Genomic DNA, 15,477 nt, shown 5'->3' on the forward strand with positions numbered 1-15,477 from the left:
GGCCCGCCTGGTCGAATCGACTCCTTCGAAACCAATCCGCCTTGCACCAAAGCAGTTGTCGGCCCTCTCCGACGACGAACGGCGTGGATACATCCACGATCGACTCAGGTACATGACCGACATTGCCGTCATCGCCACCCCCCAGTTGATGTCAATCATGAAGGCAGCCCGCGACAAGCTCTACCTCAACGAATTCAAGAGATACGCCCGCAACGGCCTCATCGTCAGCGGCGAACCAATGCTGGGCAAGACAACAACCGTGATCCGGATCGGGCGCGAGCACGAGCGGCGCCGCAGACTCCAAGGTCACCCATCCGGCGCCGCGGGAATGCTCCCCGTGATCTACGTGACGGTCCCGCCTGCGTGCGGCCCGAAGGACATGCTGGTGCAGTTCGCCGACTTTCTGGGCCTACCCCATGGGCATCGCATCTCTCGTACCGAGATGATGAGCTCGGTTGCAGCGGTGATGCGCACCGTCAGAACCGAACTCGTGATCGTCGACGAAATCCACAATCTGAACCTCAGCCGTCAGCAATCCATGGAAACCTCTGACGCGCTAAAGCAACTCTCTGAACAGTGCGCGGCCACCTTCGTCTACGCCGGCATCAACGTTGATCAGAGTGGCCTCTTTACCGGCCTGCGGGGCCAGCAGATCGCGGGCCGATTCGACACCCATCACGTCACCCGCTTCACCAACGCGACGGCTGCGGGGCGCTCCGACTGGGAGAGCCTCCTCGTGGACTTCGAAGACACGCTCGGACTGATCGAACAGACGCCAGGAACGATTCTTGAATTCAGCGGTCAGTTCTTCGCCCACGCTGGTGGATCGATCGGCAAGCTCGCAGACACTCTCCGCTCGTGCTCCCTCGAAGCAATGACCTCGGGCCAGGAGAGACTGAGCAAAGACATCCTCCGAAGCCGAGGGGTGCTTCCGCCAAAGGCCGTACGTGCCCCATCCGCCACAACGGTCGGCGCCGCCTGATGCTGATCCGGCATCTTCCCATCGGCCTGCGCGCGGTCAACGGAGAAACTGCCGACAGCTACCTAACTCGACTGGCACGTGCCAACTCCGTTTCCGACTCGGCCCTTTGGTCCCTTGCACGTCGAATCGACCCGTCATTGCCATACAAACCCGCCCCCGAGCGAGCACGCGGGCCGCTCGAGCTCCTCGGCCAACTAGAGCATGGCTGGTTCAGACGCGACAGAGACCGGAACCTTCTCCCACGCCGCTGCCCTCACAACCGTTGGAAATATGGGCGATGCGTCGAATGCTGCCGCCTACCAGGGGAGTCCACGGGGTGCCGTCGATGCGCAGACGGTGCGCAGACCACCGTTCGGATCGCTGCCGGCCCAATCTGTCTGTCGCACAAGCGGTGGCGCAGCGAGAACCTCGATCTCGACCTCACGGACTTACCCGCGTACTTGAAGGCGGAACGATCACTCAGAAGCGGACTCATCCCGAAAGGGATCGGCCTGCACACCGGAGAACTCGACCTCAGCTACCGGCTACTGAGCACGTGGGCCTCCTGCAGTCCATTGGCGAGCTTCGCTGAGCGAGAGCCTGTCCTCCCCGCCCAAGTCTCGGCAAGCAGCTTCCCCGCTCTGTTTCCGGAGATCGTCCAACTTACCGAGGTGCTCACCAATCCAGACTTCGTCACCTACCTCCTGAGCCCACAGCGGGGGTCAATCGACCAGACGAAGCTCCTGCTCTCGACCGCCGCGGGCATCGCGCAAATGGAGGCACCGTTCGAAGTCGTGAAGCTAGCGCGCACCGTTATCGTGCACGGGCGCGACGCTGTCGCAGCTGCGTACGGGATGACTGGGACCCGCCGCACATCGCGAGCAGCCACCCTCGACCGTGCCCTTGTCGCGGCGGCGCGCACCCACCGAGCCTGCCTGCTCCGGCACCTCGACACTCGAGCTTTGCCAAGCGTCGTCGCGGTGCCGCGTGGCCGACCCGCTCCCCGGACCAAGACCTTCGCGGCGGTTGAGTACGAGGCAGACCCCTCCCCAGCGCCTAGCCTCGAGTCGTCGCGGTGACCGCCGTGGTGCGGAAACCGCCGCGCGGCCGACAAGCAAGGTGTAACGATGCAGCGCCCCACAAGCAAGGTGTAACGGTGCAGCGCCCGGCCTGCAATTTCGATTCGTGCCACCGCGTCTGGTTCCAACTCCACGAAGACCTCGTAGCCACCCTCGGCATCGACCGTCGAGCTGAAAACCTCGCCGAGCCTGAGTAGAAGGACCGAGCTAGAGACGGCGAGCCCCGTCGAGAACGATCGAGACGCCGGGGCGGGCGAGAAGCGGGATCGGGCTTCGCTATGCGCTCAAGATGCGGAATGGCAAGCGTGCGCACGTTCGATGAAGTGTCGCCCGACGCGGCCAGAATAGTGAGGAGCCCTTGGAGGGAACCCAATGCACCTTCACTTACACGCCGATAGCATCCATCTGAGCGAGGGCCACGCTGAGGCCCTCGATGACGAGTTCTTCCTTTCGCATCCGGCGGCGTACTTCGCCTCGCGGATCTCATCGCTACTTGCCGCAGAGCGCAGTGTGGCGGTCCCGACGCCGGCCGACGAGCCCAGAGTTCTTCAACGCGCTCGGACTGACCAAGACGGACCAGCTGCTGGTGTTCGAGGAGCAGGATCGTCGGCTCCAGGTAGCGGTCGAGGCGCTCAGTCTGCGCCACCAGGCTGCCGAGGCGCTGCTCCGGTTCATGTACGCCGTGACGGCGGCGAAGCCGAAGGAAGGTGACGCACCAAGCACGTGGCTGGCGATTGCCGATAGCCCCAACGCACTCATTGACGTAGTCCAGAAGACCGTCGCGGCCCTGGGTGCCGACCAAGGGCTGTTCCTGCGGTGCCTCTTCACGCCTGGGACGCGCGTCGACGAGAATGTGGCCGCCGCAGCAGAGACCGCCGTGGCATGGGTGAACCATGCGAGTTCGCTGTTGACCGGCGACGAGTTGTCTGTAAACGCGGCGCACAACAAGGTGAAGCACGGCCTCGCGGTGAGCACCCGCGGAGACGTCCGCATCGAATTCATAACCACGCCGCCGGACGAACTTGGGCAGATCCCCGTGAGTGCGTTCGGAGAAGGGAAGTCGGTGCCGATCTTCGATCGCCCCATGCTGACGTATCTCAGTCGCCCGCATGTGAGGCCCAAGCAGGGGCTGGAGGCCATCTCACTGCGGGTCGATGTGCCAGTAGTACTCGCCGAGGCTTGGATGATCGCGAACGTCTACGCCGCGATGTTCCACGCTCGGGCGAAGCGCCACTTCGGTGATGAGATGCCGGAAGGTGTAGCCCCGTATCCCACGCTCGCCATCGGACGACTCCCCGAGCAGGTGATTGGCGGACGACCCCTCGGGTACCGGGAAGCAGTGACCCTCCCGCCCGATGGCACCACCGAACCTCGCAAGTCCGGCCTGTTCTTCCACGGCAGCTTCATCCCGATGGACATCGACTACGACAGCAAGGTCGATGGAGTTGTCGTCGACGGCTGAGCCGTGGTGTCGGCGCCCGTCGGTAGTGTGAACTGGGGGAGGTACGGACCATGATGTCGGTCGACTGCAACGTCTGCGGGGAGGCGATGACGCTGGCTGTGAAGCCTCGTGAGCGCTGGACGCCGCTGCCGAAGAACGAGCGACCGACGATGATTCCCTATGCCTTCGATGAATGGGTTTGCTCCAATGACCATCGCCGCGATCTGACGTACGCCGAGTCTCGGATGCTCGAGTGACCCCGGACGAGGTAGTGGCCGTCGCGACAGTCGCCGGGGTCATCGTCGCGGCGCTCTTCGGCATCTCCGGGTTCGTCGTGGGGGTGGTTGGGCTCCACCACGCGAACAAGGCGAAGGAAGCAGCTGCGGGCGCGAACTTCATCGCAAAGGACGCTAACAGCATCGCGAAGGGTGCGAACACGCTCTCGACCGAGGCCAACACGATCGCACGTGAAGCGAACGACATCGCGCGGGCGAGTGAAGTGCGGGCCACCGAGCAGCACGACGTGACATGGGATTGCGACTGGAAGTCTCCCGGCATGTACGCCGTCCGAAATGAAGGCAAGCAATCGGCATACAAGGTCTGGATCCAGATCACCGTAGGCAACGAGATCGAAGAGGCGAGTCTCGACGTCGTCGAAGGAGGCCAAACGGTGCTACTGGAGATGCCCAAGTCGAAGCTGATCTGGGAGGCCGAGCATCGTGACGAGGAGGAGCGCCGTCGGCCGATGCCCCGGAGCAGCGGGCTGCTAGGAGCGATCGATATTCCGAACCTTTCCGTTCCAGCCTTCAACTATCACTACGTCCGCGATCGAGTGCTATGGCGAACGGAACTCGGTACGCCGAGGGAGCATGACAAGGGGTATCCCATGGGGACAGTCGGGCCGTAGCTCACTCGTTGTGTTCTCTGCGTTGGGAGCACTCTTGTGAACCTCCGCTGCAGGCTAGTGCGATTCTCCCGACCAGTGCTAGCTGATCCTCCGAAGGCGGGCGGTGGCAGCGCAGGTGTCCCGCTGGTCGACGGGGCCCAGGCAACTCGAATGCAAGCGCATCAAGCAACTGAAGGTCGTATGCCGAAGTGACGTTGCCGGGCTAGGCTCGCCTGTTCGGCCCCCATGGTCGAGGAAAGCGAGGACGACCATGAATGCCAATGATCGTGATGCCCGCAGCGAGTGGGCCGAGGAGATGCCCGAGTTCGGCCCAGACACCCAGGTCCTCGAGGGGGGAACCTCCCGAGCGTTGCTCGCCGCCATGCTCAGCGAAGGCGAGGAGGAATACTACGCGCGCCTCGCCGACCTGACAGAAGCAGGCGGTCTGCCCACTATCAAGGGCACCATCGCGCGCGGCGAGGAAGCCCCGCGCATCGGCCGACAGCATCTGCTGGCCGCCACGGGGGCTGAAACCGTCGAGTCGGCCGTCCGCATTGCACTCGGGGAAATCGAAGCGCGCGATCACACCGAGCCAACAGCCTGAGTCCTAGGACGCGGGCAGGGGGTGGTGTCCCACAATGAGGTCATGACAACTGCGCTGCGAGCTCGAACTCGTCATCTTCACGACGCCACCCGGCGTGACGCAAGCGAGCTCACCGGAGGCCTCCGCGGAATCCTCGGTGCCCAACTGGTCGGCTACCTCGGCAACGTCCGCGAGACCAATGCCATTTGCCAATGGGACGAGGGAACTCGTCGACCGTCGGCTGAGACTGTCGAGCGTCTACGGCTCGCCTACCGCGTGGCGCGAACACCGCGAGGGCCGGGCCGTCACCCAAGCATGGCTCCAGGGCGTCCCGTCGGACCGAGTCGCCCGCAAAGGAAATCCGCGACGGCGGCACCATCGCAGTCGGGCCCGACGATACTCACCGCCGCACGAAGCCTCGTTGGCGCAGGATGAGCCAGCAACGGGTGCACGCCGACTGCCTAACCAAGTTTGAGATGCGCGCAGTACTGGGACATGCCGGCAAGGCTCCCCGAAGATGAGTCACTAATTGTCGGCGGACACCGCCATGATTGAGTCACGAGACAGGCGGACTCATGGCGAGCATAGGCGGAGCGAGAGCGGTTCGAGAACTGCTGCGCGTTCGCGCCGACGACATTGGATGGGCCCTCTTCCGGGCAGACAACTCCGCGCTGATCGCAGGGCTACTTGGAACCCACCTAGGTGACGAGCGGCGCCGGTTGCCGGACGTCGAACTCTACGAACTGCTCGACGCTGACCTCGACGCACTCCGCGACACCGGACTTGACCTTCCCAAAACCGCACAGGGTTATTGTGCGGACTGGCGTGCATCTGGGTACCTGGTGCGTCGGCCTTTGCCGGGCGCGCGAGGTGAGTCGTTGGAGCTGTCGCCCGGCGCGCTGAGCGCTATTGTCACTCTGCGACAGCTGGTTGCCCCACGGCTGTCAGTCACCGAATCTCGCCTTCAGAACGTCTCCGCTCAACTGAGCCGGTTGGCTATCGATACTGACCCGGACTTCGGCCGCAGGCTCTCACAGCTCGAGCTGGAACGCTCGCGGATCGAAGCGGAGATCGAGCGGGTCCGCGCCGGCGACATCGACGTGCTCGACGATCAGCGCGCGCTCGAGCGGGTCCGGGACATCCTGGCTCAAGCGCAGGAAATGCCGAGCGACTTCGCTCGCGTGCGTGCCGAGTTCGATGACCTCAATCGTCGCCTGAGGGAGTGGATTCTCGACTCCGAAGCGAGCCACCGGCCGGTGCTTGAGGACGTTTTCCGAGGAGTGGATTTGATTGCGGAAAGCGACGAGGGCCGCACCTTCGCGGCATTCAGCGCTCTCGTGCTTGATCCGCACCTGGGCGACGACTTCGACGACAGCCTGAGCCAACTTCTCAGCCGGGCGTTTTCCGCACAGCTCTCTGCCGGCGACCGGCAATTCCTGCGCCGCTTCATCCCCATGCTCAAGGACCACGCTGTGGAGATCCACACGGTGATGACGAACTTCGCTCGCGGGCTGCGTCGATACGTTCAGACGCAGGAGTTCCAGCGGGACCGTGCATTGAGGCAATTGCTGCGGGACGCACTCGCAGAGGCTCTGGACGTTAAAGACAAGGTCAAGCCCTACACGGAGACTGGTCTTCACCTCCAGCTCTCTGCAGTCGGGATCAATAGCGTCGGAAACCTTCGACTTCACGACCCTTCCGAGTTCGATGCAAGCGAAGAGGTCCTGAGCAACGCGCCGACAGTTGTTGACCTCGCGGCGCTGCGGCTGCTGGCGCGGGAAACCGAGATCGACTTCGCGGAACTCGTCGACGCAGTCGACCGCGCCGTGCTGGAGCGCGGCCCCTGCACGGTGGCCGACGTACTGGAACTTCACCCTGCCACCCAGGGTGTGGCGAGTGTCATCGGACTCCTGGCCCTCGCCGCCAGCCATGGAGTCGTTGAACACGACGCTATCGAGGCGATCGCCTGGAGAGGAACCGACGGAGTCCGTCGCTCGGCCAACGTTCTTGTCCATCGCTTCCAAGCCCCGATTTCCGCGCGGGCAGCATGAGCGACAACGACACACGAGACCGCGCGCTGTGGGACGGCGATCGAGGCGAGCTGTCGGAGATATCCCGCCGAGCGCTCCTGGAGCTCGTCAAAGGACCGTACCTGTCGGCATTGAAGAGCGCTCAACTCTGGTCCGCCCTGCTCGCCGACGAGTCCGCGATCACTTCCCGACTACATGAACTGTTTCTCGAACTCGTGGTGGACCGCATCGCTGGATTTGCATTTGTGCGAAACGCGGACACCGGCGAACTAGACGCCCCAGCAACAGTTCGCACGCACAACCTCACCTACCTCGACACGGTGATGCTGCTAGCACTACGACAAATGCTCCTCGCGGGCGATAGCGGCGAACGTGTCATCGTTGGCCGCGACGACGTCTTCGACCAACTCCGGGTTTACCGAACAAGCGATCGAGACGAGCACGAGTTCGACAGGCGGCTCAACGCCTCGTGGGTAAAGATGCGCAACGTACTCCGCGTGGTCCATTCCGCTGGCCGGATGGACGAAGAAGACCGCGTGGAGATATCACCCGTGCTGCGACTCATCGTCGACGCCGACCAAGTCAATGCCATCGCGAAGGTCTATCAGCACATCATCGACACCGGTAGCGAGATCGTCGATGCGGTCGAAGACGACGAAGACACCAGCGAAGACGGCACGGGTGTCGCATGACTGGGGCGCCCTGGGGCGGTCAATGGCGGCTCGCCCGGATCGAGGTGGTGAACTGGGGCACCTTCCACGGCCACACCCGAATCGACGTCGCGCGTCGAGGCCATCTCTTCACCGGAGCGTCCGGCTCCGGCAAGTCGTCCCTGCTCGACGCAATCGCGACTGCCCTCACACAACCGCGGTGGCTGCGCTTCAACGCGGCCGCCCAAGAGGCTGGTTCCCGCAAACACGACCGGAGCTTCATCAGCTACGTGCGGGGTGCCTGGGGAAAGGAAGCCGACGAAGAGTTCGATCGAGCCAGGCACAGCTATCTAAGGAGCAACACGACATGGAGCGCGGTGCTCCTCCGGTACGAGAACCAGACTGACCCCCCAGTCACGCTCGTCCGTGCCTTCCATCTCAAGGGCACCAGCTCGGACACCTCCGCACTTCACGACCTCGCCTTTCTCGACCGCGGCGACATCGACTTGTTGGACCTCAAGCCCTACGTGGCGGGAGGCATCGATGTTCGTCGAGTCAAGGCCGCCTACCCCTCAGCGCTGGTAACTGGAACCGGGAAGCACGGCCAGTACTGGGCGCGTATCGCCACCGTCTTCGGCATGCCCAGCGAGAGCGCCCTCCACCTTCTGCACCGCACGCAGTCCGCGAAAAACCTCGGATCTCTTGACCAGCTGTTCCGCAATTTCATGCTCGACGAACCCGCGACCTTCGCCGCCGCCGACACCGCCGTGGAGAACTTCGGTGAACTCAACCAGGCCCACGCGCTCGTCGTGGAGGCGCGGGAGCAGATCACTGCCCTCTCCGCACTGGAACCTGCGATCGCCGCATATGAGGAGGCCGGACGGGACCAAGACGACTCGCAACGGCTGATGGAAGGCATCCGACCCTTCCGCGCGGCCCTCACTCTCGATCTGATCGAAAACGAGCAGCAGACACTCTCGATCGATCTAGCTCAGGCAACATCCGCCCTACGAGAAGCCCAGGCCGCGGTGACGCTCGCTGAGCACGAACGAGACGAGGCACGTCGGCTGGAGCGCGAACTCGGCGGCTCGGAGGTCGAACTCATCCAGCTGGCACTCGAGCATGCTGAACGCGAACGGACTGCGGTCACCAACGCGTGGGACACCTTCACAGCGGAACTCGCCCGTCTTGGGCTGGAGACGCCGCAGTCACGTGAGGACTTTGAAGCTCTCGTGAGCCGAGCCGCCGGAGAGATCGCGACGGCTCGCGCCGCTAGCAGCACAAGGCCAGCTGCGCACGAACACGAGGACGCGCAACGATACTTCACCGCCCGCAACGATGCGCAGCAACTCCGAGACGAGCTGAACGAGCTCAACCAACGCCGCAGCAACCTCCCGCCGAAGCTGTTGTTCGCCCGGCGGCAGATCTCAGAGGCGCTCAACATCCCGATCGACGCTCTGCCCTTCGCCGGAGAGCTCATCGATGTGGAGAGCGAGTTTGTCGACTGGACCGGAGCAATCGAGAGAGTCCTCCGATCCTTCGCGATGACCCTCTTGGTTCGTGACCGATACCAGCAGGACGTTCTTCAATTCGTTGATAGTCACGACCTGCAAACGCGGCTCGTAATCGAGACGGTCGGCACCGCCGTCGAAGCACCCAAGCCAGTTCGCACAGCGCGGTCCCTCCTACATCGGATTCGTGTTGCTCCCAGCGAGTTCCGCGACTGGTTGCAAGGCCGACTCGCCAGGGAATTCGACATCGAGTGCGTCGATTCGGCGACAGAACTGCAAGGAGTTGATCGTGGACTCACGATCAACGGTCTCATCAAGAAATCCATCCGACGCTACGAGAAGAACGATCTGACGTCAGTCTCGGATCGTCGCAGCTGGATTCTCGGCTCCGACAACGCCAGCAAGGTCGATCTCCTTCGTGCACGACTGCTCGACACCGAGGAGCGTCTCTCCTCGGCAGACGGCCGGCTTCGGGATGACGAGCAGCGGAGGCAGGCTGAGGCCGCTCGGCTCGCCGTGCTCGAGGCACTCGTGCGACGCGAATGGGCCACCATCGACCAAGCGGGGGCAGAGCGCCGCGTTCAGAAGCAGCAGCAACGCTTACTCGACCTCACCCAGGGCAATGCGGACCTCACCGACGCTGGAGAACTTGCACGAATGGCTGAGGCGGAGTTGCACACAGCCAACGAGTCCGCTGCGCAAGTGCGTATCAAGCTCGCGGAGGTCGCGTCTCGACGCGAACAGTTGGAAACCGAGGCGGCACGCGTTCGCGAGGAACTCGGGGATCAGGAAGTCGACGAAGGCACGGCTCAGGCGCTTACCAAGCGATTCCGCGCCAACCGTCGCAAGCTAGACCGGCATACGATCATCGACGTCAGCGACGATGTTCGTGACGACCTGCTGAAGCTGAACACGGCCGCGGCCGAACGCTCAAATCGAGCTTTCGCGCGATACACGGAAGCCGTTGGAGATGTCCGACGCCGATGGCCGGCCATCACCGCGGACCTGACCTCGTCAATCGCCGACCGAGGAGGCTATCGACAATTGCGGGCTGAGATCGAATCTCGCGGACTCCCCGCCCACGAGCAGGCCTTCCTCAACCTCCTACGAGACCGCTCGCGGGAGCTCATCGCCTTCCTCCGTTCCGAGCTCCTCGATGCGCCCCGCTTGGTACGGGAGCGGATCGAACCGGTCAACGACTCCCTCCGCCGCTCACCATTCGACCGCGAACGGTGGCTCCAAATCCACGTGAGAGAACAGCGCGGCCTCGAAGTCAGGGAACTGCTCGAAGACCTCAAGCGGATCGTTGAAGGATCCTGGGCCGACGAAGACATCACCTCCGCCGAGGAACGATTCGCCGTGCTCGCGCGCGTCATCGCCAGACTGGGCTCGAGCGAGCACAAAGACCGGCTGTGGCGCGATCGCTGCCTCGACACCCGCGAACACGTCACCTTCCAGGGGCGCGAAATCGACGCGGCAGGCTCTGTCCTAGGAGTCCACGACTCCAGCGAAGGCCTCTCCGGCGGACAAAGACAGAAGCTCGTCATCTTTTGCTTAGCCGCGGCACTTCGATATCAACTTGCACCTGACGAACGAGAACTACCCAGCTATGCCACCGTCATCCTCGACGAGGCATTCGACAAAGCAGACAGCGCCTACACCCGGATGGCCATGGACGTCTTCGTCGAGTTCGGCTTCCACATGATCCTCGCTACACCGCAGAAGCTGCTCGCGACGATCGAACCCTATGTCGGAGCAGTCACTGCAATCAGCAATGAGGATCGCAAGCAATCCACGATCGCCAACGTCAACTACGAGGTCGGCCTGTCGGATGACGGGGAGCCGTGACACCGCCATCCCCGGTCACCGTCTCACAAGCGCGCGACCGCGCCCGAAGTCGACTCCAACGCGAACTCCGCGCCTGGGCCGTCGCTCCCGACGCCGCGCAATTCCAGCTAGCCCTCCACCCACCGACCGAGCGCGCCGTGCTCGCCGATCAGGCAGAAGCGATCGCCTGGGTGAAGGGGTGGGAAGGCCTCGAGGGTGTCGAATGGGGCACCAAGCAATGGCCCCGCGTTGGCACCCAGCGGGTACCCCAGCGCTTGAAGCTGCGGGGAGCCGACAACATCGCCTCCTTTGTCGGAGGCTCAGTCGCCCGTGACTGGAAAACGCTGGCGTCACGAGCCGCCACGGTGCTGGATGCGCTCACCCAACTTGCCGCGCGGTTCCCCGGACAGGGCCCAGAGCACATCTCTGCAGCGGTTCGATCGCGGGGCAACGACCTGCTGCAGCTTCCCGAATCGGAACTCCTGCGCGCAGTGGACGTTATTGCATGGTTGATCGACCATCCCGCGTTCGGTTATCGCGCGCGACAATTGCCGATCCTCGGAGTTGATACCAAATGGCTCGAACGCCACCGTGGTCTCATCGAGCATTTCCACCGCGCGGTCACCGGCCAGGACTCCTTAGGGCTCGCCACCGCCCCCGAGCTGATCCGGCTCCGCTTCCTCGATCGCGAACTACGCCCCGGCGGCCTTGGCGACCTGGCGGCCCCGGTAGGAGAGCTGGCGCAACTGCAGGTTCGTCCGAGTCGCGTGCTCGTGGTGGAGAATCTCGAAACGCTGCTGGCGATGCCCGACTACCAAGGCACAGTCGCTATTCATGGCAAGGGCTTCGGAGTCGGTGCCAGACTCTCGGCACTCTCATGGATCGAAGGCGCCCGCATCTTGTACTGGGGCGACCTCGACTCGCACGGATTCGCCATCCTCAACGAGCTGCGAGCTGCTGTGCCGGATGTCACCAGCGTGCTCATGGACGAAGAGACCCTGTTCGGGCATCGAGATCTGTGGGTCGCGGAACCAATTCCAGCGGAACGCGACTACCCATATTTGTCAGCGCCTGAAGCCCAGACCCTTGCGCTGCTCCGGCGAGAGGGGAACGTCAGACTCGAGCAAGAACGGATTGACTGGGCGTGGGCTATCGATCGCCTAAAAGGCGCGCTCGAGCCCCATTAGCGCACCAGAATCACCGCACGTGATGGCGCGAATTCGGACTCCGCGAGAAGGCTTTGCCGCATGCGCGTTCGGGTTGTCCGCCATGGCACCCCCTCGGGACGTTCGGCGACTGCCCCTACACGCCGTGGCCTCTACTCGAGCGGCTGCTCAACCGGGCAGAATCATGCCAGCGCGGCAAGCGGAGCTACGAGCGGCTTCATCGGCCGACCGATGGTCAGCACTACCGTCTTCTTTCGCGCCCGGGTCATCAGCACGTACAGAAGTTTGGATCCGTCCGGCATCGGTTCGGACTCGCGACCGTACCAGTCACTCGACCGCAACAGCACGATGGCCGCATCAACCTCACGCCCCTTGGTCTGGTAGAGCCCCATCAGTTGTACTGGAGCCTGCTGCCCAGCCGCGACGTTCGTCAGAAGGGCGATGTGTTGCTGGTCGATCGCTTCGCGGGCATGACTCAGCCCGCCGGGCGGCAGCCCCTCAGCTCCGAGGACGCGAGGGCCAAGGACATTGGAGAGCAAGCGACCTGCACTGCGCCAAGCCGAGGCGCCGCGCTGCAGACCGATCGCGTCATATGCGTCTGAAGCGATCTCGAATGCCGCTTTCAGGCTGGTAGCGCGGTGAAGAACTCGAGCCAACTTGTCGAGCCGTTTGGTCAAGCTCTCGGGGCGTGGAGCAAGCCCCGCGATCATGAGCGCGCGTGCTGGCGGGTCTGCGCCGCGCTCGGCGCTGGCGACGAATATCGCGACGGCGCGGAGAACATCGTTCGCCTCGGCTTCCTCGCAGGCGAGCTGCAGCATCGCGTATTGGGCACGCAGCGCCGCATCGACTGCGTCCGGGAGCCCAACGATCTCGTGGGCAACGCCGGCGGCATTGAGGTCATCCGAGAGCTGCGCAGTCGAATCGATGTGGTGGCTAAAGACGCCCACGCTCAGGCCTTGTTCCACGAGCTGGTTCACCTGGGAGACAACCGCAGCTGCTTCTCCAGAGACGGCGCTCTCGTGTACTACCTCGAGCATGTTGGCCTCTAACGCCGTCCGAATAGCTGGCGATGTGAAGTCACGATCTCGGATTGCATTAGCAGCCGCCGGGATGATGTAGGACGGATCACGATGAGACACATCAGGCAACGTGATCTTGATCGCGCCTTTCAGCTTCATCGCCGCGGCAACCCGTTGAGGGCCCACGCCGGGATTGTCAGGGAGCACTTTGTAGATGCACTGATCGAGGTCGCCAAGCAGCACCAAGCGAGCATTCGCGCTCAGAGCGCGAACGAGGGCCCAATGTTCATCGTTGGTGTCCTGGAACTCGTCGACGACCACGAGTGACCACCGTGCCGCGACATGCTCCTTGATAGCTGGCACGTCTAGCAGACGAAGGGCGAGCGGGATCAGGTCGCTATAGCCGAGCCCCTCAGAGGTCCCGAATACCTTCCGTTCTGCAGGGCTAAAGAGGACTGGATCGTCCACTCCGAGCACCCCACCCCATCGAGTAATCAGGCGCCAGGCGAGCGCGTGGAACGTGGTGACCTCAACGCGATCTGCGAAGGGCCCGAGGATGTCGCCCGAGCGCGACATGATTTGCGCTGCCGCGGCTCGAGAGAACGACAGAAACAACGCCCGCTCTCGGCGGCCGTCCCGAGACGCGCTCTCGAGTGTTTGACGCACCAGGTGAGCTGCGGTGGTCGTCTTGCCAGTTCCGGCACCCCCGAGAACCACCAGGGCCGGAGCCGTGGAGTCGAGGATTGCGCGTTGGCTCGCTGTGAGGATCACGGCTCGCTGATGTCGATCCGCGTGGTGGTCGGAAGTGGCGCCTTCAGGGCGTTGAGAACGTCGAGGGCGATCGGTGGGTGCTCACCCTTGGGTAGCAGGGGGACATACAGCCGGTGTAGCCCGCCCTTTTGCTTGAGCGCTTTGACGAGGACCTTCTCGAGATCGCCATCATCGACCGACTCAAGATCGAGCCCAAGGTCGTGTTCCTCGTTGAGCTGATCAAGCACGGATCGGAGGGTCTCAGCCGGAAGTCCGCGGACGAGTGCGCGCTCGACGGCGGTGCGCATCGGCAGGACGATGACCAGATCGCACACATCGACCAGTTCGTTGATCAAGTCCTCGTCCTCACCGGGCTTGTCGCTATCCACAACAACCCGGACTTCGAAACCAAGCGAAACGCCCAAGCGCGCCAAGATTGGCAACCGAGACTTGCCTCCGTCGCCCCCGGTCGTGGACGCGGCCACAATCTGAGCACCCCTCGCCGACAGCGGCACCTTGGAGTCGTCGGCCAACCGCTTGCGGTCGAGCGCCGCATAGCCCTCGAGATCATGTGGGCCCTCTACCAGGATCAGAGTGCGAGACGACATCGCGCCAGACAGAATTGGCGGAAGGTACCGCCGGCTGACACGCTCTCGTCTGTCGTTGGTCGGAGCTAGTTGGTGAACAGCGAGAGCGCCCGAGTGTCGCGTGAGTCGAATGAGATGCTCAGGCTCGAACGCGCCTAGGGCTTCCGCTCGGCGGCTCGAAAGCCATATCTGATTGCGGGAGCGACTCAAGAGTCGCGCCATGAAATCGGTAGAGGCGCTGTCGAGCGAGTCCCCAAAGTCATCGATGATGACGATGCGGTGATCCATGCGAGAGGCCGCCAGGGCTTCGACGATCGCCAGCACCGCGGGAGTTGTTGAGCCGTGTGATGTCAGCGGAAGGGCGCCGGCATCATCAATGTCCAGCGTTGGCCGAATCGCGCGAAGCAGCCCACTGATGGAGCCGTCCTCCGCAACGAAACCTACTCCTTCAACGAACCGCTTCTGATCGACGCCGAGGGCGAACGTCGCGCCATTCTTGCTCATCGCTTCGAGTGCGGATCGGACGGCCTCACCTTGCGCGAGAGTGTCCGTCGCTTCGCCGATGTCTTCGCCGAAGCTTCCAATCGCGTCGATCAGACGATCCGCATCCTGGCTCGCCGCCAGCGCGCGAAAAGCGCCTTCCACGCGAAGCTGCAGGGGATCGGCACGATCGATGATGATCGCTTGCAGCATTTCGCGGTGCACTCGAGGCACTCGCACCCCAGTTCGCACGTATTCGACCCAGTGCTCAAGTGAGTCGTCGGCAGGACGGTACTGCACGCAGTATCGGATTCGGGCACCCAACTCGGCCGTCAGTGGGTCGCTCGACACCGCGCCATCGACAGGATCGAGCAGCTCGAGCTTGTCGTCTAACTCTTGCTGAATATCGTCATCAAGATCAATCAGGGCTACTTCGACCCAAGTGAGCGGGTACTCGTCTCCCTCGCTCACTTCGGCCAGCGGATGCTGGATGTCCCACAACGAAGG

At 63.3% G+C, this 15,477-nt stretch carries 12 protein-coding genes; 10 read left to right on the forward strand and 2 right to left on the reverse strand.

Going from position 1 to position 15,477, the window contains the following annotated elements; all coding sequences use genetic code 11:
- The first annotated feature begins 112 nt into the window (after nt 1-112).
- From ACFQB0_RS10860 to ACFQB0_RS10905, 10 genes are all read left to right on the forward strand, one after another.
- Entirely contained in the window at nt 113-982 is an 870-nt protein-coding gene (locus ACFQB0_RS10860; protein ID WP_386731263.1) for a TniB family NTP-binding protein, read from the forward strand.
- A 440-nt stretch (nt 983-1,422) separates the two neighbouring features.
- Nucleotides 1,423-2,040, forward strand: a complete 618-nt coding sequence (locus tag ACFQB0_RS10865) for a hypothetical protein (protein WP_386731266.1) — start codon at nt 1,423-1,425, stop codon at nt 2,038-2,040.
- A 586-nt stretch (nt 2,041-2,626) separates the two neighbouring features.
- Nucleotides 2,627-3,502: a hypothetical protein gene (locus ACFQB0_RS10870; protein ID WP_386731269.1), complete on the forward strand. Its 876-nt coding sequence runs from the start codon at nt 2,627-2,629 to the stop codon at nt 3,500-3,502.
- Between the two features lie 50 nt (nt 3,503-3,552).
- Complete coding sequence (locus tag ACFQB0_RS10875) at nt 3,553-3,738, forward strand: hypothetical protein (RefSeq protein ID WP_386731271.1); 186 nt, start codon at nt 3,553-3,555, stop codon at nt 3,736-3,738.
- On the forward strand, nt 3,735-4,388 hold the full coding sequence (locus ACFQB0_RS10880; RefSeq protein WP_386731274.1) for a hypothetical protein: 654 nt from the start codon (nt 3,735-3,737) through the stop codon (nt 4,386-4,388). Before ACFQB0_RS10875 ends, ACFQB0_RS10880 begins: the two co-directional genes overlap by 4 nt.
- A 250-nt stretch (nt 4,389-4,638) precedes the next feature.
- A complete protein-coding gene (locus ACFQB0_RS10885; protein WP_386731276.1) occupies nt 4,639-4,971 on the forward strand; it encodes a hypothetical protein in 333 nt (110 codons plus the stop codon).
- 554 nt (nt 4,972-5,525) lie between these two features.
- Entirely contained in the window at nt 5,526-7,001 is a 1,476-nt protein-coding gene (locus tag ACFQB0_RS10890) for a DUF3375 domain-containing protein (protein ID WP_386731279.1), read from the forward strand.
- Nucleotides 6,998-7,672: a DUF4194 domain-containing protein gene (locus tag ACFQB0_RS10895; protein WP_386731282.1), complete on the forward strand. Its 675-nt coding sequence runs from the start codon at nt 6,998-7,000 to the stop codon at nt 7,670-7,672. The genes ACFQB0_RS10890 and ACFQB0_RS10895 overlap by 4 nt, the downstream gene beginning before the upstream one ends.
- On the forward strand, nt 7,669-10,989 hold the full coding sequence (locus ACFQB0_RS10900; protein ID WP_386731283.1) for an ATP-binding protein: 3,321 nt from the start codon (nt 7,669-7,671) through the stop codon (nt 10,987-10,989). The genes ACFQB0_RS10895 and ACFQB0_RS10900 overlap by 4 nt, the downstream gene beginning before the upstream one ends.
- Nucleotides 10,986-12,155 carry a Wadjet anti-phage system protein JetD domain-containing protein gene (locus ACFQB0_RS10905; RefSeq protein ID WP_386731285.1) on the forward strand — a complete coding sequence of 390 codons (1,170 nt, stop codon included), beginning with the start codon at nt 10,986-10,988 and terminating at the stop codon, nt 12,153-12,155. Before ACFQB0_RS10900 ends, ACFQB0_RS10905 begins: the two co-directional genes overlap by 4 nt.
- A gap of 161 nt (nt 12,156-12,316) precedes the next feature.
- Here ACFQB0_RS10905 and ACFQB0_RS10910 read toward each other — a convergent pair whose 3' ends face one another.
- Together ACFQB0_RS10910 and ACFQB0_RS10915 are read right to left on the reverse strand one after the other, a co-directional pair.
- Nucleotides 12,317-13,924, reverse strand: coding sequence for a UvrD-helicase domain-containing protein (locus tag ACFQB0_RS10910; RefSeq protein WP_386731288.1), 1,608 nt, complete (start codon nt 13,922-13,924; stop codon nt 12,317-12,319).
- A complete protein-coding gene (locus tag ACFQB0_RS10915) occupies nt 13,921-15,471 on the reverse strand; it encodes a hypothetical protein (RefSeq protein WP_386731569.1) in 1,551 nt (516 codons plus the stop codon). The genes ACFQB0_RS10910 and ACFQB0_RS10915 overlap by 4 nt, the downstream gene beginning before the upstream one ends.
- Nucleotides 15,472-15,477 lie beyond the last annotated feature (6 nt).

This window comes from Luethyella okanaganae, from assembly GCF_042660285.1.
GTDB lineage: Bacteria > Actinomycetota > Actinomycetes > Actinomycetales > Microbacteriaceae > Luethyella > Luethyella okanaganae.